This window comes from Streptomyces viridosporus (assembly GCF_002078235.1).
Lineage (GTDB): Bacteria > Actinomycetota > Actinomycetes > Streptomycetales > Streptomycetaceae > Streptomyces > Streptomyces viridosporus.
The window spans coordinates 1-18,300 of record NZ_MSGP01000347.1; the positions used below are offsets into that span (position 1 = coordinate 1).

Genomic DNA, 18,300 nt, shown 5'->3' on the forward strand with positions numbered 1-18,300 from the left:
GTCCCCGGCCGGGGACCTGGCGTACACGATGTACCCCTGGGTGGTGAGCGGGAGCCGGCTGCACGACGCCGGGTGGCGGCCCGCGTACACCAACGAGGAGGTGCTCGCGGAGCTGCTGGAGGAGGTCTCCGGCCGGCACACGGTCGCCGGCCGGCGGCTGGGGCGCAAGGACGCGACGGCGGCGGGCGCCGCGGGCGCGACGGTGGCCCTGCTGGGCGCGGCGGCGGTGGTGCGGCGGGCACGGAAGACCCGGCGGCGGATCTGAGCCCCGGCGGGCCGGGGCCCGGCCGGGGTCTCGCCGAGCCTCCCGGAGGAGCGCCCGGACCGGCCCGCGCGGGTACCGGGCGACGGCGCTGTTCCGCGCCGTCGCCGGTGTGCGGCACGATGGGGGCATGGCATCCACGCACGATCATCCGGGCGAGCAGGCGGCGCAGGACCCGATCAAGCTGATCGGCATCCGTGACACACCGCTGTCGGTGGACGAGGTCTTCCGGGCGGTCGGGGACGACGCGGCCGGCGGGACGGCGCTGTTCGTGGGGACCGTGCGCAACCACGACGGCGGCACCGACGTCGACCGGCTCGGCTATTCGTGTCACCCCAGTGCCGAGGACGCGATGCGGCGGATCGCAGAGAAGGTGGCCGCCGAGTTCCCCGTGCGGGCGCTGGCCGCCGTGCACCGGGTGGGGGACCTCGAGGTCGGGGACCTGGCCGTCGTCGTCGGCGTGTCGTGCCCGCACCGGGGCGAGGCCTTCGATGCCTGCCGGAAGCTGATCGACGACCTCAAGCACGAGGTGCCCATCTGGAAACACCAGAGGTTCTCGGACGGGACCGAGGAATGGGTCGGCGCGTAGCGCCGTCGTCGGGAGATGGAGGCGAGTGAGGTCCGCCGAACCGGGTACCCGCTGTCGGGATCTTCCGGTTGCGTAACCGCCCCCCGGGCGTGAGCGTTGTCACTACGGATGGTTAATCTGCTGATCAGTCAGTCGCGGACGCTCATGGGGTTGGGAGGTCGGCATGGCGGCGCTTGCCTGGTTGCTGATTCCGCTTGTGGCTGCGATAGGTGCGGGGCTGTGGGGCAGTTGGGCCAACCGGACCCGCAAGGTGCGGGGCGATGGACCGGAGCTCATCGGTTACGCCCGCTTCTGCGAGGCCATGGAAAGACCGCGGTCGGGTAGCTGACGACCGAAAACAGCAGGTCACCGTAGACAGCGCGAGCAGGGCCGCCCGTCCGGGCGGCCCTGACGGTGTGCTGACAGGCAGGTCCCGTACTGTCGAGGCATGCCACGCCGCACCGCGACGATGCTCGCCTCCACCCTGATGCTGATCGCGCTCCTGTGCGCGGGAGTGTTCATCCCCGTGCCGTATGCGGAGATGTCCCCGGGGCCGACGGTGAACACGCTGGGCGAACACGACGGCGAGCCGGTGCTGCGGATCTCCGGGCGCAAGACGTACCCGACGGACGGCCACCTCAACATGACCACGGTGCGGGTCACCAGCGCCGACTACCGGATGAACCTCGTCGAGGCCGTCTACGGGTGGCTCGCGCACGACAACAAGGTCGTGCCGCACGACACCCTCTACCCCGACGGCAAGACGGAGGAGGAGTCGACCCAGGAGAACGCCGAGGAGTTCAGCCAGTCCCAGGAGAGCGCCAAGGTCGCGGCCCTGAAGGAACTCGACCTTCCGGTGAAGTCCTGGGTGATCGTCTCGACGGTCGTCAAGGACTCCCCGGCCGAGGGCAAGCTGCACGCGGGCGATGTGATCAAGGCCGTGGACGGCAAGGCGGTGAAGGAGCCGGCCGACGTCGCCGAGCTGGTGACCGAGCACAAGCCCGGTCAGGACGTCGTCTTCACGATCGTGCCCGCCAAGGAGCAGGCCGCCGCCGAGAAGGAGAAGCGGACGCCGACGAAGACCGAGGAGGTCACGATCACCACCAGGGCCTCCGACGACGCCGGTGAGAAGCGGGCCGTCGTCGGGATCTCCGCGGGGACCGACCACACCTTCCCGTTCACCGTCGACATCAAGCTCGCCGACGTCGGCGGGCCGAGCGCGGGCCTGATGTTCGCGCTCGGCATCTACGACAAGCTCACCCCCGGCAGCCTGACCGGCGGCAAGTTCGTCGCCGGCACCGGCACGATCGACGACAACGGCGAGGTCGGGCCGATCGGCGGGATCCAGATGAAGACGGTCGGCGCGCGCAGCAAGGGCGCCCAGTACTTCCTCACGCCCGCCGACAACTGCGCGGCGGCCGCCAAGGACACCCCCGAGGGCCTCACCCTCGTGAAGGTGAGGACCCTGGACGACGCCCTGGGCGCCCTGGCCGACATCCGCTCCGGCGACACCGCCGACCTGCCGAAGTGCACGGCGTCCTGACCGGCCCGCCGACCGGGACGGCTACTCCTCGAAGGTCGCCGCCAGGGCCTCGGCCAGGCCCGGGACCAGCCCGGAGCCGGTGAGGACCTCGGTGGGGGAGTCCTTCTCGCGCAGCCGGAGCGCCGACTCGCGGGCCCCGTCGCGCAGCACCGCGACCGTCATGCGGACCTCCTGACGCTCCGGGTGCGCGGCCACCCACCGCGTCAGCGCGGCCTCGTCCAGATCCTCCGGGACCTCGGCCTCCGCGGACGGCGGCAGCATCAGCCGCTCCACGGTCAGGGCGCAGCCGGCCACCGCGTCGGGCCAGGCGATGGTGCCCAGGAACTCGTCCAGCGGCTTGCCCGTTGGAATCTCGTCCTGCTCGATCGGGGTGAGAGCGGTGGTCTCCTGCTCGCCGCCCAGACCGAGCCGGTCCGCGAGAGAGGGCTGTTCGGCCCGCAGCCGGGCGGTGTCTACGAGGGCGAAGAGACGGGCGGGCTGGTCCCAGCCGAGGCCGGAGACGTACTCGTCGATCTCGAGCACGGCCCGGGTGAGCGGGCTCGCCGCCATGGGTGTGTTGGACATGGTCACAATCCTCTCTCGTTCCTGGCCGGAATCGGGAACCGAGTAAAGGGTGAGTAAGTTGCATAGGTAGGGGCCCCCGACCACGGGGGTCCCACCCGGTCCACGAAAAACGCGGGCCTGACGAATCAACAGCGAACTTCGAGGTGCCTACCTTGGCTTTCCAGATGCCGGACCGCGGCGGAGGCCCGACAGGGCCACGGATCAGAGTGGGCCGCCCGTCCCGGCGGGTCCGGACCCTGCTCATGACACTGGGCGTCCTGGCCGTCCTCGGCATGGTGTTCACCATGTTCGCGGGCTTCTGGACCGACTGGTTGTGGTACCGATCGGTCGACTACTCGTCGGTGTTCACGACGACCCTGTGGACCAAGATCGGACTCTTCTTCGTCTTCGGTCTGCTGATGGCCTTCGCGGTCGGCTTCAACATCTGGCTGGCGCACCGCATGCGGCCGCCGCTGAGCGCCATGTCGATGGAGCAGCAGAACCTCGACCGGTACCGGATGGGCATCGCCCCGTACAAGAAGTGGCTGCTGCTCGGCATCACCGCTCTGGTGGGCCTGATCGCCGGCGCCTCGGCGTCGAGCCAGTGGCGGACCTGGCTGATGTGGATCAACGGCGTGTCCTTCGGGCAGAAGGATCCGCAGTTCAAGCTCGACGTCTCCTTCTACGCCTTCGACCTGCCCTGGTACCGGTTCATGCTGGGCTTCGGCTTCGCCGCCGCGATCCTGGCGCTGATCGCCGCCGCGCTCACCCACTACCTGTACGGCGGGCTGCGCGTCACCAGCCCGGGGGCGCGCGCCACCGCCGCGGCCACCGGACACCTGTCGGTGCTCCTCGGCATCTTCGTCGCGCTGAAGGCGGTCGCGTACTGGCTCGACCGGTACGGACTCGCGGTCAAGTCCAGCGACTTCAAGGCCACCGACAACTGGACGGGCCTCAGGTACGTGGACGCCAACGCCTACCTGCCGGCCAAGACGATCCTGTTCTGCATCGCCGTGATCTGCGCGCTGCTGTTCTTCGCCACCCTGTGGCGGCGCACCTGGCAGCTGCCCGTGATCGGCTTCGGCCTGATGGTGCTGTCGGCCATCCTGATCGGCGGCCTGTACCCGGCGATCGTGCAGAAGTTCCAGGTCCAGCCGAACGAGCAGGCCAAGGAAGCGCCGTACGTCGAGAAGAACCTCAAGGCCACGCGTGAGGCCTACGGGATCGGCGACTCCAAGGTCACCGACTACCCGGGCACGGTCCAGACCGAGGACAAGACCAAGCTGCGCAAGGACGTCGCCGACGCGGCGAGCATCCGCATCATGGACCCGAACATCGTCTCGCCGACGTTCCAGCAGCTCCAGCAGATCAGGAACTACTACGCGTTCCCGACCAACCTGGACGTCGACCGGTACAGCAAGGACGGCAAGGAGCAGGACACGGTCATCGGCCTGCGCGAGCTGAACTACAACGGCATCCCCAAGCGGAACTGGATCAACGACCACTTCCGGTACACGCACGGATACGGTGTCGTCGCCGCCGAGGGCACCAGCGCCGACTCCGGCGGCCGTCCGGTGTTCACCGAGTCCGACCTGCCCTCGAAGGGCGACCTCGGCACGTACGAGCAGCGCGTCTACTACGGCGAGCGGACGACCACGTACTCGATCGTCGGCGGTCCCCAGAAGGAGATCGACTACTCCGACGACAGCGGCGAGAAGACCTACAGCTACCAGGGCGACAGCGGTGTCAACCTGGCCAACCCGATCAACCGGGCCGCCTACGCGGTCGCCTTCAGCGAGCCGCAGATCCTGTACTCCGGCGCGATCGGCGACGGTTCGCGGATCCTGTACAACCGCACGCCCAAGGAGCGCGTCGAGGCGGTCGCCCCGTGGCTGACCATCGACGGCGACGCCTACCCGGCGGTCGTGGACGGCCGGATCCAGTGGATCGTCGACGCCTACACGACCACCAACGGCTACCCGTACGCGTCGCGGACGATCCTCGGGGACACGACGGCCGACTCGCTGACCGCCACCAACGACCAGCGGACGGTGGTGGCCCAGCAGAACCAGGTCAACTACATCCGCAACTCGGTGAAGGCGACCGTCGACGCGTACAGCGGCGAGGTCAAGCTCTACCAGTGGGACACCAAGGACCCCGTCCTGAAGACGTGGATGAAGGCGTTCCCGGACACGGTGGAGCCGAGGAGCGAGATCTCCGAGAACCTGATGGCCCACCTGCGCTACCCGCAGGACCTGTTCAAGGTGCAGCGCGAACTGCTCACCCGCTACCACGTGAAGGACGCCACCACGTTCCTCAGCGGCAGCGAGGTGTGGCAGGTGCCGGACGACCCGACCAACAAGACGGGCGACGCGGTGCCTCCGTACTACCTGAGCATGAAGATGCCCGACCAGCAGGAGCAGACCTTCTCGCTCACCACGACGTTCACGCCGAACGGCCGTGACAACCTCAGCGCCTTCATGGCGGTGAACGCCGATCCGGGCACCGAGGACTACGGCAAGATCAGAATCCTGAAACTGCCGACGAGCACCACGGTCGCCGGACCGAAGCAGGTCCAGAGCCAGTTCAACTCCCAGCAGGACATCGCCGAGACGATCCGGCTGCTGAGGGGCGGCGACTCCGAGGTGGAGTACGGCAACCTGCTGACCGTCCCCCTCGACGGAGGACTGCTGTACGTGGAGCCGGTCTACGTACGCGGTGGTGGACTCAAGTACCCGCTGCTGCGGAAGGTCCTGGTGACCTACGGGGGCCAGACCGCCTTCGAGGACACCCTCGAGCAGGCCCTGGACAAGGTCTTCGGAGGGGAGGGCACGCCCACCGAGCCACCGTCGGGCGAGGACGAGGGCACCGACGAGAACGAGGGCACGACGCCACCGCCGACGTCGGAGAACCCCACGGTCCAGGAGGCGCTGAACGACGCCCAGAAGGCCTTCGAGGCCGGCCAGGAAGCCCTCAAGAAGAACGACTGGGAGGCCTACGGCCAGGCGCAGAAGGACCTGGAGGAGGCGTTGCGCAGGGCTGAGGAGGCCCAGTCGGCCGAAGGGGCGGGCACGGGCGGCGGGGGCGGCGGCCCCAGCCCGGAGGCGAGCCCGAGCAGTTAGCGAGCAGACCGGTCGAACACTCCGTCCCGCGCCGTGCTACGGTTGCAACACAACGGCGCGGGGTGGAGCAGCTCGGTAGCTCGCTGGGCTCATAACCCAGAGGTCGCAGGTTCAAATCCTGTCCCCGCTACTGAAGTCGCGCAGTCGGCGACAGCAAAGGCCCGGATTCCGCAAGGAATCCGGGCCTTTGTGGTGTGCGAACGTATGTGCCCCGGGCAGACGACGGCCGTGGCGTCGACGGGAGTTGGGGGTTCTGTGTTTGACTTGTCTCTCTGTGGGCATGTCGACAAAACGCTGAAGTGACCTCACTGGCTGCGGTATACCAGGTGTACCCAGGTTGCAGGTGGTGCGACGATGGACGTTATGGGGGACAAGGCAACTCTGTACGGGACAGGGCGTTTTGTGCAGGCCTCCGTTCGGGAGGAACCCCGCGACGAGACGGGGGAAGCCGCCGACGAGGCTGCCGAGGAGCTGCGTCAGAGGCTCGCCGCCGAGACCGGCGACGTGGAGGCGATGAGCGTCCTCGGCGCCATGCTGCTGCGCCGTGGTGATCTCGACGGGGCCGAACCCCATCTGCGTGCCGCCACCGCCGCGGGCGACCGCGCCGCCGCCAACAACCTGGGCGTCCTCCTGCACCAGCGGGGCTACGCCGACGACGCCGCCGGATGGTGGCGGATCGCCGCCGTCGCCGGTTCCGCCGCCGCGGCGCACGCGCTCGGCCGCCACCACCGCGAGCGCGGTGACGAGCCCGCCGCCGAGTACTGGCTGCGCCAGTCCGCCGAGCAGGGCCACACCCTCGGCGCGTACGCCCTCGCCGACCTGCTGGAACACCGCGGGGACGCGGACGGCACCGAGCGCTGGATGCGGGCCGCCGCCGAGCGCGGGCACCGGGAGGCCGCGTACCGGCTGGCACGGGCACTGGACCGCAGGGCCGCGCAGCAGGCCGACGCCGGCGGAACACCGCCGGCGGACGAGGCCGAGCAGTGGTACCGGCAGGCCGCCGCGCGCGGGCACCGCAGGGCCGCGCTGCACCTCGGGGCGATCCTGGAGAGGCGCGGCGAGCTCAGGGAGGCCGGCCGCTGGTACCTGACCTCCGCCAAGGACGGCGAGCCGCGGGCCGCCTGCGCGCTCGGCTTCCTGCTGCGCGACGCGGGAGACTCCGAGAACGCCGCCGTGTGGTGGCTGCGGGCCGCGCAGGACGGAGACGGCAACGCCGCCAACGCGCTGGGCGCGCTGCACGCCGAGCGCGGCGAGACCCAGACCGCCGAGCGCTGGTACCGGGCGGCGATGGACGCCGGTGACGTGAACGGCGCGTACAACCTCGGGCTGCTCTGCGCCGAGCAGGGCCGGACCCAGCAGGCCGAGCAGTGGTACCGCCGGGCCGCCTACGCCGGCCACCGCGAGGCGGCCAACGCCCTGGCGATCCTGCTGCTGCGGGCCGGCGACGAGACGGGCGCGGAGCCGTGGTTCTCCAAGGCCGCGGAGGCGGGCAGCGTGGACGCCGCCTTCAACCTGGGCATCCTGCACGCCGGCCGGGGCGAGGAGGAGGCCGCGCTGCGCTGGTACGAGCGGGCGGCGGCCGCCGGGCACACCGAGGCGGCGCTGCAGGCCGGCATGGCGCGGCTGCGGGACGGCGACGAGGGCGAGGCGGAGCGGTTCCTGCGGTGCGCGGCGGGCGGCGGGAGCGCGGAGGCCGCGTACCGCCTGGCGACGGTGCTGGACGCCCGCAGGCCCCCCGAGCCCGCGCACGAACTGGGGGAGCCGGTGCACCGGCGGAGCGAGTGCGAGGAGTGGTACGAGCGCGCGGCCTCCCAGGGCCACCGCCGGGCGCAGGTGCGCGTCGGCATGCTCGCCGCGGCCCGCGGCGACGTGGTCGACGCGGCCCGTTGGTACCGCGAGGCGGCCGAGGCCGGCTCCCGCAACGGCGCCTTCAACCTGGGCCTGCTGCTGGCTCGGGAGGGCAGCGAGCCGGAAGCGGTCGTCTGGTGGACCCGCGCGGCCGACGCCGGGCACGGCCGGGCGGCGCTGCGCCTCGCGCTGGTCTACGCGCGGCGCGGCGAGCTCGCCGAGGGCCAGCGCTGGGCCGATCGCGCGGTGGCCCTGGGCCCCGAGGCGGTCGCGGAGCGCGCCAAGCGCCTCCGTGACGCCCTGCGCCAGGAACTGTCGGCCTGACCGTGCCACCGCTCGCCCGGCGGGTGACGGCGCGGTCCGGGACCGCCCCGCCGGTGCGGGCCGGGGTGGGGAGACCCGGGCCGTGGTGGCCCGCGGAAAGCGATTTGCTTCCGTCCGGCTCCTTCACGTAACGTTGCATTCATCGACGCGGGGTGGAGCAGCTCGGTAGCTCGCTGGGCTCATAACCCAGAGGTCGCAGGTTCAAATCCTGTCCCCGCTACTGAAGGCCGAGGGCCGGAATCCGAAAAGGGTTCCGGCCCTCGGTGCATTGGCCCGCCCGTCACGGCGCGCATCCCCGGGGCGGCGCGTCGGGAGGCCGGTCGGTACGACGAGCCGACACGACGAAGGGCCCCGGCACTCGTCGGTGCCGGGGCTTTCGCTCGCGCAGGGGGCGCCTACGCCGCCGCGCAGTTCGGGCAGACGCCGCGGTACGTCACTTCCACGTCGGAGACCGTGAAGCCGAAGCGCTCCGTGTCGGGGAGGTCGGCCAGCGGGTTGCCGGTCGGGTGGACGTCACGGATCGCGCCGCACTGCGCACAGACCAGGTGGTGGTGCGGACGGTGGGCGTTGGGGTCGTAGCGCTTGGCCCGCTTGTCCGTGGCGACCTCCAGCACCTCACCGAGCGAGACCAGCTCGCCCAGGGTGTTGTAGACGGTCGCCCGGGAGATCTCGGGCAGCTTGGCGACAGCCCTGGCGTGCACCTCGTCGGCCGTCAGGTGGACGTGTTCGCCGTCGAGGACCTCGGCCACGACACGGCGCTGCGCGGTCATCCGCCATCCACGTCCGCGGAGCCGTTCCAGAAGGTCACTCATAGGCACCAGCCTAGCAGCAGGGGGACCAGGTCCCGAATGGGTGTGACTTTGGAGCCTCACTTGACTTAGACAATGTCCATTGTAGGATCGGGATCGGCTTTGGCCAAGGGGCAGAAGGTCCGGTGATGGCGCAGGAAGCGCACGTGGCGCAGGGACCGCTTGCTACGGAGGCCGGTGCTCCGGTGGCCGACGACCAGAACAGCGAGACCGCGGGCGTCGGCGACCCGGTGCTCGTTCAGGACCAGCTCCTTCCGGAGAAGCCGGCTCAAACCTGGCGAACGCCATCTCCGGGGTCTCGCGCGACGACATCGCCGAGCGCGCGATCAACGACTTCCGTCAGGCGGACGAGGACTTCGGCAAGCGGCTGGAGGCCGCGGTCCAGGCCCTGCGCGGCTGATTCCAGCGCTGGACCGCTTGTCGAAAACGCGGGCCGGACCCCCACGGGGGTCCGGCCCGTTCCGCATGCCCCGCGACGACGTCCCCGCGACGGTGGCCGCGGGGGCCTACGCCGGCACCTGCGCCGGTATGTGCCGGCCCGGCTGCCGCCGTGGTGCCCAGCAGCGGATGATGTCGCGGACCGAGACGACGCCGACGGGCTCGCCGCGGTCGAGGACGATCAGGTGGCGGAAGCCGCCGTGGGCCATGGCGGCGGCCGCCTCCTCCAGGGTCCAGGAGGGCGCGGCGAAGACGACGTCGGTGGTGGTGTGGGCGTGGGCGCGCTCGGAGTCCGGGTCCTGTCCGAGCCCCACGGAGTCGAGGACGTCCCGTTCGGTGAGAATGCCGATGCCGGTGCCGTCGGGGTCGAGGACCACGGCCGCGCCCACCCGGCGGGCGGACATCAGGGTGGCGGCCTGGCGGAGGGTGTGGGCGGGGCCGATGGTGAGGACCACGGTGCTCATGGCGTCACGGACGAGCATGGATGGAGCCACCTCCTTCCGGAAACCGGACGCTCGCGGGTGCCGCGCCCATGGACGCGGTTCCCGCTAGTTCACGGTTTCACAAATTCACAAGTGGGGGGACCCTCAGAGTGGCAGGCAAAGCGGGGGGCAACAAGGGGGCGCGTGCGGCCCGGTCGAGGGCGCGCACGCGGAGCCCTGTACCACTCAGTAGCGCTGGTTGAGATACCCCAGCAGCTCGTCGTGCAGCAGACCGTTCGACGCGGCGGCGTTGCCGCCGTGCGGTCCGGGGCGGCCGTCGAGCCCGGTGAAACTGCCGCCGGCCTCGGTGACGATGATGGCGTTGGCGGCCATGTCCCACAGCGAGAGTTCGGGTTCGGCGCACAGGTCGACCGACCCCTCGGCGACCATCATGTACGGCCAGAAGTCGCCGTACGCGCGCGTGCGCCACACCGCGCGGGTGAGGTCGAGGAAGCCGTCCAGGCGCCCCTGCTCCTCCCAGCCGCTGAGCGAGGAGTACGCGAAGGAGGCGTCGGAGAGCGTGGAGACGCGGGAGACCTGCAGCCGGGAGGCCGAGGACAGGCTGCGTCCGCTGAAGGCGCCGCCGCCCTTCGCCGCCCACCAGCGGCGGCCGAGGGCGGGGGCGGAGACGACGCCGACGACGGGCTGGAAGCCGCCCTCGCCGGCTTCCATCAGGGCGATGAGGGTGGCCCAGACGGGGACGCCGCGCACGTAGTTCTTCGTCCCGTCGATCGGGTCGATCACCCAGCGGCGCGGACCCGTGCCCTCCACCCCGTACTCCTCGCCGAGCACCGCGTCCCGGGGCCGGGCGCGCTGGAGGTGGCCGCGGATGAGCTCCTCGGCGGCCTTGTCCGCTTCGCTCACCGGCGTCATGTCCGGTTTGGTCTCGACCTTGAGGTCGAGGGCCTTGAAGCGGTCCGTCGTCGCGGCGTCGGCGGCGTCCGCGAGGACGTGGGCGAGACGCAGGTCGTCGAGGTAGTCGGGCATGCAACGAACGGTATCCGCCGAGGCGGGGGCGGGGCCACAGGGGGCCCGCGAACCCTTGACAGCCCCCGGGGGCCCGTCAAACCTGAACCGCAGGACCGGCCGCTCGCCCCGAGGGAGGCGATGATGCCTGCAGCGCGGGAATCTCTGCTGGACGCCGCTTGCGCGGCGCTGGCACGCCGGCCGTGGTCCGCGGTGCGGATGGTGGACGTGGCCGCCGCGGCCGGAGTCTCCCGGCAGACGCTGTACAACGAGTTCGGCAGCAAGGACGGCCTCGCGCGGGCCCTCGTCCGCAGGGAGGCCGACGGCTACCTGGCGGGCGTCGACCGCGCCCTCACCGGCTCCGCCGACGCGCGCGAGCGGCTGACCGCGACCGCCGAGTGGACGATCTCCGCCGCCCGCGGGAACGCCCTGGTCCGCGCCGTGCTCACCGGCTGCTGGAGCGAACGCCTGCCCGCCCCGGCCCGCACGCCCGCGCGGTCCGGCTCCGCCGTCCCCGCCCAACGCCGCGCCGACGGCCCGCTGCCCTCGCCCACCGACTTCGTCGCCCTGGTCCGCGACCGTGCCGTCGCCGTCCTGGCCGGCTCCGGCACACCCCGGACCGATGTCCTCGACCTGGCCCGCTCCTGCGAACTCGTGGTCCGCCTCGCCCTGTCCTGCGTCGCCGCGCCACCGGTCGAGGGCGGCGTGGCCGATCTGGTCCGCAGCGTCCTGCACCGGCAGCCGGTGCCGTAGGACCGGCGCGGGGAACCGTGCCGCGGGACGCGGACGCTCAGTGCGCCGATCCCGACAGCTGCAGACCGACCACCCCGATGATCACCAGCGTGATCGACACGATCTTCAGCGTCGACACCAGGTCGCCGAGGAACACCATCCCGTAGATGGCCGTCCCCGCGGCGCCGATCCCCGTCCACACCGCGTACGCCGGGCCCACGTCCAGCTTCTTCAGCGCCAGGGTCAGCAGCCCGAAGCTCCCCAGCGCGAACGCGCAGAAGGCGATCGTCGGCCACAGTCGAGTGAAGCCGTGCGACAGCTTCAGACACACGGCGAAACCGGTTTCGAGCAACCCGGCCACTACGACCAGCAGCCACGCCATGTGTCGTCCTCCCGTGTTCTCGCCACGCACGGTGACCGCTTCGCCGGGTTCGGCGGATTCGGGCCCGGCTCGGTGCGATTATGCACTTACCGCCCGCATGCCCGGACAAACAACGCGGAGACCGATTCCTCGGCGCGCTCTCCGGCCGTGTGCCTCAGTCGCCCTCCGTGCTCTCCCGCGTCGCCAGCAGCCGCCGCAGCGAGTACAGCCGCGCCGGGTCCGCGTTCCCCTCGGCCACCCACGCGTCCAGCGCGCAGTCCGGCTCGTCGTGACTGCACGCGCGGGGACAGTTCTCCGTACCCGGTTCCAGATCGGGAAAGGCGTGGATGACCCGGGACGGATCGACGTGGGCGAGCCCGAAGGACCGCACGCCCGGGGTGTCGATCACCCACCCGTCCGCGCCCGACAGAGGCAGCGCCAGCGCGGAGGTCGTCGTGTGCCGGCCCCGTCCCGTCACCGCGTTCACATGCCCCGTCGTACGCCGCCGCTCCTCCGGCACCAGCGCGTTGACCAGCGTCGTCTTGCCGACCCCGGAGTGCCCCACGAACGCCGTGACACGGCCGTCGAGCTGCTCCCGCACCCGGTCCGCCGCCTCGCCGCTCTCCAGTTCGGCGCGGCTGGTGACGACGTAGGGGATGTCCAGGTCGCCGTACAGCTCCAGCAGCTCGTCGGGCGGGGCGAGGTCCGACTTGGTCAGCACCAGCAGCGGCGTCAGCCCTCCGTCGTACGCCGCGACCAGGCAGCGGTCGATCAGGCGCGGGCGGGGCTCGGGATCGGCGAGGGCGGTGACGACGGCCAGCTGGTCGGCGTTGGCGACGACGACCCGCTCGTAGGGGTCGTCGTCGTCGGCGGTGCGGCGCAGCACCGACGTGCGCTTCTCGATGCGCACGATCCGCGCGAGCGTGTCCTTCCTCCCGGACAGGTCGCCGACGATCGCCACCCGGTCACCGACCACCGCCGCCTTGCGGCCCAGTTCGCGGGCCTTCATCGCCATCACGGTCCGGTCCTCGACGAGGCAGGTCAGCCGGCCACGGTCGACGGTGAGGACCAGGCCCTCGGCCGCGTCCTCGTGCTTGGGCCGTGTGTGGGTGCGCGGCCGGTTGCCCCTGCGGTTGGGGCGGGAGCGGATGTCGTCCTCGTCGGTGTGCTTGCCGTAGCGGCGCATGGTCGTGAGCCCCTATGCCCCGAGCATCCCGGCCCACAGCTCGGGGAAGTCCGGCATGGTCTTCGCCGTGGTCGCCACGTTCTCGATCTGCACTCCCGCGACCGCCAGGCCGATGACCGCGCCGGCGGTGGCCATGCGGTGGTCCTCGTAGGTGTGGAAGACCCCGCCGTGCAGCCGGCGCGGGCGGATGTGCAGACCGTCGGCGGTCTCGGTGACGTCGCCGCCGAGCTCGTTGATCTCCTTGGTGAGCGCGGCCAGGCGGTCCGTCTCGTGCAGGCGCAGATGGGCCACGCCGCGCAGGGTGGACGGCGAGTCCGCGAGCGCCGCGACGGCCGCGATGCCCGGCGTCAGCTCGCCGACCTCGCCGAGGTCCACGTCGATGCCGTGGATCGACCCGGAGCCGGTGAAGACGAGCCCGTACTCGGTCAGCTCGCAGGAGCCGCCCATCTCGGTGAAGATCTCCCGCAGGCGGTCGCCGGGCTGGGTGGTCCGGGCCGGCCAGTCCGGGATGACGACCTTGCCGCCGGTCACCAGCGCCGCCGCCAGGAACGGCTGGGCGTTGGACAGGTCCGGCTCGATGGTCAGGTCCCGGCCGAGCAGGGCGCCCGGGGTGACCCGCCAGACGTCGGGCTCGCCGCCCGACTCCGGGGTGTCGACCTGGGCGCCGACCGCGCGCAGCATGTCGACGGTCATGCGGATGTGCGGCAGGGAGGGCAGCGTCGAGCCGGTGTGCCGGACCTCGACGCCCTGGTTGAAGCGCGGCGCGGACAGCAGCAGGGCGCTGACGAACTGGGAGGACGAGGACGCGTCGACCGAGACCGTGCCGCCGTCCAGGGCACCGCCGCCGTGCACGGTCATCGGCAGCGCGCCGCGGTCGTCGTCGTCGATCCGGGCCCCCAGCCGGCGCAGCGCGTCGATGACGCCGTTCAGGGGGCGCTCGTAGGAGCGGGGGTCACCGTCGAAGCGGACGGGGCCGTCGGCCAGCGTGGCGACCGGAGGCAGGAACCGCATCACCGTGCCGGCGTTGCCGACGTCGACCGTGGCCGGACCGTGCAGGCCGGTGGGGAGCACCCGCCAGGCCTCTCCGGTGCCGTCCGGGCCCACGCCCTCCTCGATCTCGACCCCCAGGGCCCGCAGCCCGCCCGCCATCAGCAGGGTGTCGCGGGAGCGCAGCGGGCGGCGCAGCCAGCCCGGCTCGGAGGCGAGGGCGGCGAGCACGAGGGCACGGTTGGTGACCGACTTGGACCCGGGCACGTGGACGGTCGCGTCGACGGCTCCGCTCGCGTGCGGGGCGGGCCAGAGGGCGGTGTGTGCGGGGTTAACGGTCATGGGCCCCACTTTAGTGGGCGGCGCTGGTTCGGGTGCGGCAGCGTTGTGGCTGGTCGTACCCCGGGGTGGAGCCGCGCGCCGGCACCGCCCGCGCCCGGTCGGCCGTCACACCTCCAGCAGCCAGCGCCCCCCGCCGATCAGCGAGCACAGCGACACCGCGTGGAACAGGAAGAACCACAGTCCCGCCGGTGTGTGCGTGAGCCGGGACAGCTGGTCCGCGTCCGAGTCGCCCGCGCCCCCGCGCGCCCGCTTGGCCTGCAGCTCGAAGGCCGGGCGGACCCCGCCCAGCAGCAGGAACCACACCACGGCGTACGCGAACGCCGCCTGCACCTGGGGGCCGGTCAGCCAGGACACGGCCACGAACGTACCGCCGGTGAGCAGCACGGTCAGCGCCCCGTACGCGTTGCGGATCATCACCAGCATCGCGATCAGCAGCGCCGTCGCCAGCCACAGCAGCAGCGTGATGCGTCCGGTGCCGAGCAGCGCGGCGCCGCCCAGGCCCAGCAGCGGGGGAGCGGTGTAACCGGCCGCCGCGGTCAGGATCATGCCGATGCCGTGCGGTTTGCCGCGGCTGACGGTCAGGCCGCTGGTGTCCGAGTGCAGGCGTATCCCGGTCAGGGTGCGGCCGGTGAGCAGGGCCACGAGCCCGTGGCCGCCCTCGTGGGCGATGGTGATGGCGTTGCGCGAGAGCCGCCACAGCCGGTGCGGTACGACGACGGTCAGCGCGGCGGCCAGGGCGGCGGCGACCACCCACAGGTCCGGGTCGGGCTGGGTGCCGGAGATCTCGTCCCAGAGGGAGGTGAGCGAGGCGGACGCGGTGCTGACCATGCTGGCGGTGCTCTCCATGTGTTCCCGTCGGTTCCCTCTGCCTGCGCGTGCGGAGTCTGGCAGTGTTGCACGTATGTGCGGACGGTATGCAGCGAGTCGCAGTCCCGAGGAGCTCGCGGGGATCTTCGGGATCGAGGTGGGGGTCCCCTCTGCTCGAGCGGAGTCGAGCGACCGGGGGACGGAGCCGAGGGAGCCGGAGGAGGCCCTGGGGCCCGACTACAACGTGGCCCCCACCAAGGAGGTCTACGCCGTGCTCGACCGCCCCCTGAAGGGCGTGGACGACCCGCGGCCGGTCCGACAGCTGCGCAGGCTGAGGTGGGGCCTGGTCCCCTCGTGGTCGAAGACGCCCGAGGGCGCCGCCCGGATGATCAACGCACGCGCGGAGACCGTCCACGAGAAGCCCTCCTACCGGCGCGCCTTCGCCACCCGGCGCTGCATCCTGCCCGCCGACGGCTACTACGAGTGGGTCACCGGCAAGCAGGAGCGGGACCTGGAGGTCGAGGGGAAGAAGAAGCGCCCCCGCAAGCAGCCGTACTTCGTGACGCCGGCGGACGGCTCGGTCTTCGCGATGGCCGGGCTGTACGAGTTCTGGCGGGACCGGACGCTGCCGGACGACCACCCGCAGGCCTGGTGGGCGACGTGCACCGTCATCACCACCGAGGCGGAGAGCAGCCCGCTCGCGGTCTCGCCGGAGGACGGCCCGCACACCCTGGCCGAGATCCACCCGCGGATGCCGCTCATGCTCACACCGGACCGCTGGGACGGCTGGCTGGACCCCTCCCGCACGGACGTGGAGGACCTGCGCGGACTGCTCGCCCCGCCGCCTCCCGGCCTGATGCGCGCCTACCCGGTCGCCACGGCGGTCAGCAATGTCCGCAACAACGGCCCGGAGCTGCTGACGGAGCTGGCCGCACCGGAGGAGGGCACACTCTTCTGACGTGATCCCCGAAACCCCCGGTACCCCTGACGCGGCCACCGAGCCCGCCGAGTCCGCCGAGCCCGTCGAAACCGCCGAAACCGCCGAAACCGCCGAAACCGTCGAGACGGACGCCGGCCCCGCCCGCATCACCTGGCACCGTGCCGGGCGCGACGCGCGCCTCGTGCTGGCGGTGGGCCACGGCGCCGGCGGCGGCATCGAGGCCCGGGACCTGAGGGCCCTCGCCGCCGCCCTGCCCGCCCACGGCGTGACCGTGGCCCTCGTCGAGCAGCCCTGGCGCGTGGCCGGCCGGAAGGTGGCCCCGGCGCCGAAGACCCTCGACGTCGGCTGGCGCGGCGTCTGGCCCGCGCTGACCGGGACCGGTCTGCCGGTGATCGCGGGCGGGCGCAGCGCGGGGGCCCGGGTGGCCTGCCGCACGGCCGGTGAACTGGGCGCCCGCGCCGTGCTCGCCCTGAGCTTCCCCCTGCACCCGCCGGGCCGGCCCGAGAGGTCCCGCGCCGACGAGCTGCTCGGCGCCGGGGTGCCCACCCTCGTCGTCCAGGGCGGCAACGACCCGTTCGGCAGGCCCGGGGAGTTTCCCGAGGGGACGTACGAGCTGGTGGAGGTACCGCACGGCGACCACGGCCTCGCCGTGCCCGGGCGGGCGGGCATCACGCAGGAGGAGGCCCTGGCGGTCGTCACGGACGCGGTCGTGCGGTGGACCGGCCCACTCGGGTAGGGGTCCGGGAATGCCCGGACCGCCCGCGCTGTTGAGGCGGACGTATGTGCCGGTCAACGGCACCGCCGCCGTAGGAGAGGAAGTCCACCGCATGGGTTCCACCTTCTGCCCGCGCCGCAGCAGCCGCACCGACCTCGACTGGACGGTGCTGCACGCGGCCAAGACCGCCCCTGCTCGGGCGGCGGGCGGACCGGATCGTCGTCTATCCTCCGATTCGGGTGAGACCGCTCTCGGTCTCACGACAACTCTGGAGGAGGTGGGTCCGGTTCCCGGTACCGGCGCAGGGACCGAACACGGCCAGGCGGAGCAGCCCGAGGGCCAGGGCGGCGGCACGGGCGCGGAGTCGACCGCGGAGCGCAGCGCGCGCTTCGAGCGGGACGCGCTCGAGTTCCTCGACCAGATGTACTCGGCCGCGCTGCGCATGACGCGCAACCCGGCCGACGCGGAGGACCTGGTGCAGGAGACGTACGCCAAGGCGTACGCGTCCTTCCACCAGTTCCGCGAAGGAACCAACCTCAAGGCGTGGCTGTACCGGATCCTCACCAACACCTTCATCAACTCGTACCGCAAGAAGCAGCGCGAACCCCAGCGCAGCGCGGCCGAGGACATCGAGGACTGGCAGCTCGCGCGGGCCGAGTCGCACATGTCCACGGGACTGCGCTCCGCGGAGTCGCAGGCGCTGGACCACCTGCCCGACTCGGACGTGAAGGAAGCGCTGCAGGCGATCCCCGAGGAGTTCCGCATCGCCGTGTATCTCGCGGACGTCGAGGGCTTTGCCTACAAGGAGATCGCCGACATCATGGGGACACCCATCGGTACGGTGATGTCCCGGCTGCACCGGGGCCGTCGTCAACTGCGCGGCATGCTCGAGGACTACGCCCGTGAGCGCGGACTGGTCCCGGCCGGCGCCGGAGAGTCGAACGAAGCGAAAGGCTCGGGGTCATGAGCTGCGGAGAGCCGCACGAGACGGATTGCAGCGAGGTCCTTGATCACCTCTACGAGTTCCTCGACCGCGAGATGCCGGACGCCGACTGCGCGAAGTTCGAGCACCACTTCGAGGAATGCTCGCCCTGCCTGGAGAAGTACGGGCTCGAGCAGGCGGTGAAGAAGCTGGTCAAGCGGTGTTGCGGGCATGACGACGTGCCGGGCGACCTGCGTTCCAAGGTCATGGGGCGGATCGAGCTGATCCGCTCCGGCCAGGCCGTGCCCGAGCAGGACGTCACCGCCGTGCCGACGTCGCCGCAGGAGTCCTGACTCCCCGGCCTGCGGCCTCCCGGCAGGCCCGTGACCGCCCCGTACGGGGC

17 protein-coding genes, 2 tRNA genes and 3 pseudogenes are annotated in these 18,300 nt (G+C 71.8%); 14 read left to right on the top strand and 8 right to left on the bottom strand.

The genetic code is table 11. The features are described 5' to 3' along the window. The 3 genes and pseudogenes from B7L92_RS24205 to B7L92_RS24215 form a co-directional block, all read left to right on the top strand. Nucleotides 1–265 (top strand): annotated as a pseudogene (locus B7L92_RS24205) (NAD-dependent dehydratase); the annotation flags it as partial. A gap of 127 nt (nucleotides 266–392) precedes the next feature. Then, nucleotides 393–851, top strand: coding sequence for a molybdenum cofactor biosynthesis protein MoaE (locus B7L92_RS24210; RefSeq protein WP_081239546.1), 459 nt, complete (start codon nucleotides 393–395; stop codon nucleotides 849–851). A gap of 427 nt (nucleotides 852–1,278) precedes the next feature. Further along, nucleotides 1,279–2,373 carry a YlbL family protein gene (locus tag B7L92_RS24215; RefSeq protein WP_081239547.1) on the top strand — a complete coding sequence of 365 codons (1,095 nt, stop codon included), beginning with the start codon at nucleotides 1,279–1,281 and terminating at the stop codon, nucleotides 2,371–2,373. A gap of 21 nt (nucleotides 2,374–2,394) precedes the next feature. Here B7L92_RS24215 and B7L92_RS24220 read toward each other — a convergent pair whose 3' ends face one another. Then, nucleotides 2,395–2,937 carry a PPA1309 family protein gene (locus B7L92_RS24220; RefSeq protein ID WP_255311111.1) on the bottom strand — a complete coding sequence of 181 codons (543 nt, stop codon included), beginning with the start codon at nucleotides 2,935–2,937 and terminating at the stop codon, nucleotides 2,395–2,397. A gap of 164 nt (nucleotides 2,938–3,101) precedes the next feature. On the opposite strand from B7L92_RS24220, the gene B7L92_RS24225 reads away from it, so the two are divergent. The 4 genes from B7L92_RS24225 (at nucleotide 3,102) to B7L92_RS24240 (ending at nucleotide 8,430) form a co-directional block, all read left to right on the top strand. Next, the gene (locus B7L92_RS24225; RefSeq protein WP_255311113.1) at nucleotides 3,102–6,038 is read left to right on the top strand and encodes a UPF0182 family membrane protein; all 2,937 of its coding nucleotides are present in this window, start codon (nucleotides 3,102–3,104) and stop codon (nucleotides 6,036–6,038) included. A 56-nt stretch (nucleotides 6,039–6,094) separates the two neighbouring features. After that, a tRNA-Met gene (locus B7L92_RS24230) sits at nucleotides 6,095–6,168 on the top strand. Nucleotides 6,169–6,392: 224 nt separating this feature from the next. Continuing rightward, nucleotides 6,393–8,210 (top strand): tetratricopeptide repeat protein, encoded by a 1,818-nt coding sequence (locus B7L92_RS24235; protein WP_174704007.1) that lies wholly within the window; start codon nucleotides 6,393–6,395, stop codon nucleotides 8,208–8,210. Nucleotides 8,211–8,356: 146 nt separating this feature from the next. Continuing rightward, a tRNA-Met gene (locus B7L92_RS24240) sits at nucleotides 8,357–8,430 on the top strand. Between the two features lie 175 nt (nucleotides 8,431–8,605). Here the strand turns inward: B7L92_RS24240 and B7L92_RS24245 are convergent. After that, nucleotides 8,606–9,022, bottom strand: a complete 417-nt coding sequence (locus B7L92_RS24245; protein ID WP_004983642.1) for a Fur family transcriptional regulator — start codon at nucleotides 9,020–9,022, stop codon at nucleotides 8,606–8,608. Nucleotides 9,023–9,165: 143 nt separating this feature from the next. On the opposite strand from B7L92_RS24245, the pseudogene B7L92_RS43945 reads away from it, so the two are divergent. Then, nucleotides 9,166–9,312: pseudogene (locus tag B7L92_RS43945) on the top strand (catalase); the annotation flags it as partial. After that, nucleotides 9,291–9,419, top strand: a pseudogene (locus B7L92_RS43950) (catalase-related domain-containing protein); the annotation flags it as partial. The pseudogenes B7L92_RS43945 and B7L92_RS43950, both read left to right, overlap by 22 nt. A 106-nt stretch (nucleotides 9,420–9,525) precedes the next feature. On the opposite strand, the gene B7L92_RS24260 reads toward B7L92_RS43950, so the two are convergent. Both B7L92_RS24260 and hisN read right to left on the bottom strand, forming a co-directional pair. Further along, nucleotides 9,526–9,939 carry a CBS domain-containing protein gene (locus B7L92_RS24260; RefSeq protein WP_081239552.1) on the bottom strand — a complete coding sequence of 138 codons (414 nt, stop codon included), beginning with the start codon at nucleotides 9,937–9,939 and terminating at the stop codon, nucleotides 9,526–9,528. 186 nt (nucleotides 9,940–10,125) lie between these two features. Further along, nucleotides 10,126–10,926, bottom strand: a complete 801-nt coding sequence (gene hisN, locus B7L92_RS24265; RefSeq protein ID WP_081239553.1) for a histidinol-phosphatase — start codon at nucleotides 10,924–10,926, stop codon at nucleotides 10,126–10,128. Between the two features lie 120 nt (nucleotides 10,927–11,046). On the opposite strand from hisN, the gene B7L92_RS24270 reads away from it, so the two are divergent. Then, a complete protein-coding gene (locus tag B7L92_RS24270; RefSeq protein ID WP_174704008.1) occupies nucleotides 11,047–11,658 on the top strand; it encodes a TetR/AcrR family transcriptional regulator in 612 nt (203 codons plus the stop codon). A gap of 37 nt (nucleotides 11,659–11,695) precedes the next feature. Here the strand turns inward: B7L92_RS24270 and B7L92_RS24275 are convergent, their stop codons facing one another. The 4 genes from B7L92_RS24275 to B7L92_RS24290 form a co-directional block, all read right to left on the bottom strand. After that, a complete protein-coding gene (locus B7L92_RS24275; RefSeq protein WP_081239554.1) occupies nucleotides 11,696–12,019 on the bottom strand; it encodes a DMT family transporter in 324 nt (107 codons plus the stop codon). Nucleotides 12,020–12,173: 154 nt separating this feature from the next. Next, on the bottom strand, nucleotides 12,174–13,184 hold the full coding sequence (gene rsgA / locus B7L92_RS24280) for a ribosome small subunit-dependent GTPase A (protein WP_081239555.1): 1,011 nt from the start codon (nucleotides 13,182–13,184) through the stop codon (nucleotides 12,174–12,176). A gap of 12 nt (nucleotides 13,185–13,196) precedes the next feature. After that, on the bottom strand, nucleotides 13,197–14,513 hold the full coding sequence (gene aroA, locus B7L92_RS24285; RefSeq protein ID WP_081239556.1) for a 3-phosphoshikimate 1-carboxyvinyltransferase: 1,317 nt from the start codon (nucleotides 14,511–14,513) through the stop codon (nucleotides 13,197–13,199). A 105-nt stretch (nucleotides 14,514–14,618) separates the two neighbouring features. Next, a complete protein-coding gene (locus B7L92_RS24290; protein WP_081239560.1) occupies nucleotides 14,619–15,341 on the bottom strand; it encodes a M50 family metallopeptidase in 723 nt (240 codons plus the stop codon). Between the two features lie 73 nt (nucleotides 15,342–15,414). Here B7L92_RS24290 and B7L92_RS24295 point away from each other — a divergent pair, with 73 nt between their 5' ends. The 4 genes from B7L92_RS24295 to rsrA all read left to right on the top strand — a co-directional run bounded on the left by B7L92_RS24295 (nucleotide 15,415) and on the right by rsrA (nucleotide 18,250). Next, entirely contained in the window at nucleotides 15,415–16,278 is an 864-nt protein-coding gene (locus tag B7L92_RS24295; RefSeq protein WP_081239557.1) for an SOS response-associated peptidase, read from the top strand. 127 nt (nucleotides 16,279–16,405) lie between these two features. After that, nucleotides 16,406–16,996 (top strand): alpha/beta hydrolase family protein, encoded by a 591-nt coding sequence (locus B7L92_RS24300; RefSeq protein ID WP_081239561.1) that lies wholly within the window; start codon nucleotides 16,406–16,408, stop codon nucleotides 16,994–16,996. A 256-nt stretch (nucleotides 16,997–17,252) separates the two neighbouring features. Then, a complete protein-coding gene (sigR, locus tag B7L92_RS24305; protein WP_004983614.1) occupies nucleotides 17,253–17,942 on the top strand; it encodes an RNA polymerase sigma factor SigR in 690 nt (229 codons plus the stop codon). Further along, nucleotides 17,939–18,250, top strand: a complete 312-nt coding sequence (rsrA, locus tag B7L92_RS24310) for a mycothiol system anti-sigma-R factor (protein WP_081239558.1) — start codon at nucleotides 17,939–17,941, stop codon at nucleotides 18,248–18,250. Before sigR ends, rsrA begins: the two co-directional genes overlap by 4 nt. The last annotated feature ends 50 nt before the right edge of the window (nucleotides 18,251–18,300 follow it).

What these genes read in the sequence shown, in the direction of transcription:
- B7L92_RS24220 (WP_255311111.1), bottom strand. Translation starts at nt 2,937, where the DNA reads ATGTCCAACACACCCATGGCGGCGAGCCCGCTCACCCGGGCCGTGCTC.
- aroA (WP_081239556.1), bottom strand. Translation starts at nt 14,513, where the DNA reads ATGACCGTTAACCCCGCACACACCGCCCTCTGGCCCGCCCCGCACGCG.
- B7L92_RS24245 (WP_004983642.1), bottom strand. Translation starts at nt 9,022, where the DNA reads ATGAGTGACCTTCTGGAACGGCTCCGCGGACGTGGATGGCGGATGACC.
- rsgA (WP_081239555.1), bottom strand. Translation starts at nt 13,184, where the DNA reads ATGCGCCGCTACGGCAAGCACACCGACGAGGACGACATCCGCTCCCGC.
- B7L92_RS24215 (WP_081239547.1), top strand. Translation starts at nt 1,279, where the DNA reads ATGCCACGCCGCACCGCGACGATGCTCGCCTCCACCCTGATGCTGATC.
- B7L92_RS24225 (WP_255311113.1), top strand. Translation starts at nt 3,102, where the DNA reads ATGCCGGACCGCGGCGGAGGCCCGACAGGGCCACGGATCAGAGTGGGC.
- B7L92_RS24275 (WP_081239554.1), bottom strand. Translation starts at nt 12,019, where the DNA reads ATGGCGTGGCTGCTGGTCGTAGTGGCCGGGTTGCTCGAAACCGGTTTC.
- hisN (WP_081239553.1), bottom strand. Translation starts at nt 10,926, where the DNA reads ATGCCCGACTACCTCGACGACCTGCGTCTCGCCCACGTCCTCGCGGAC.
- B7L92_RS24260 (WP_081239552.1), bottom strand. Translation starts at nt 9,939, where the DNA reads ATGCTCGTCCGTGACGCCATGAGCACCGTGGTCCTCACCATCGGCCCC.
- B7L92_RS24290 (WP_081239560.1), bottom strand. Translation starts at nt 15,341, where the DNA reads ATGGTCAGCACCGCGTCCGCCTCGCTCACCTCCCTCTGGGACGAGATC.
- B7L92_RS24295 (WP_081239557.1), top strand. Translation starts at nt 15,415, where the DNA reads ATGTGCGGACGGTATGCAGCGAGTCGCAGTCCCGAGGAGCTCGCGGGG.
- B7L92_RS24235 (WP_174704007.1), top strand. Translation starts at nt 6,393, where the DNA reads ATGGACGTTATGGGGGACAAGGCAACTCTGTACGGGACAGGGCGTTTT.
- B7L92_RS24270 (WP_174704008.1), top strand. Translation starts at nt 11,047, where the DNA reads ATGATGCCTGCAGCGCGGGAATCTCTGCTGGACGCCGCTTGCGCGGCG.
- B7L92_RS24210 (WP_081239546.1), top strand. Translation starts at nt 393, where the DNA reads ATGGCATCCACGCACGATCATCCGGGCGAGCAGGCGGCGCAGGACCCG.
- rsrA (WP_081239558.1), top strand. Translation starts at nt 17,939, where the DNA reads ATGAGCTGCGGAGAGCCGCACGAGACGGATTGCAGCGAGGTCCTTGAT.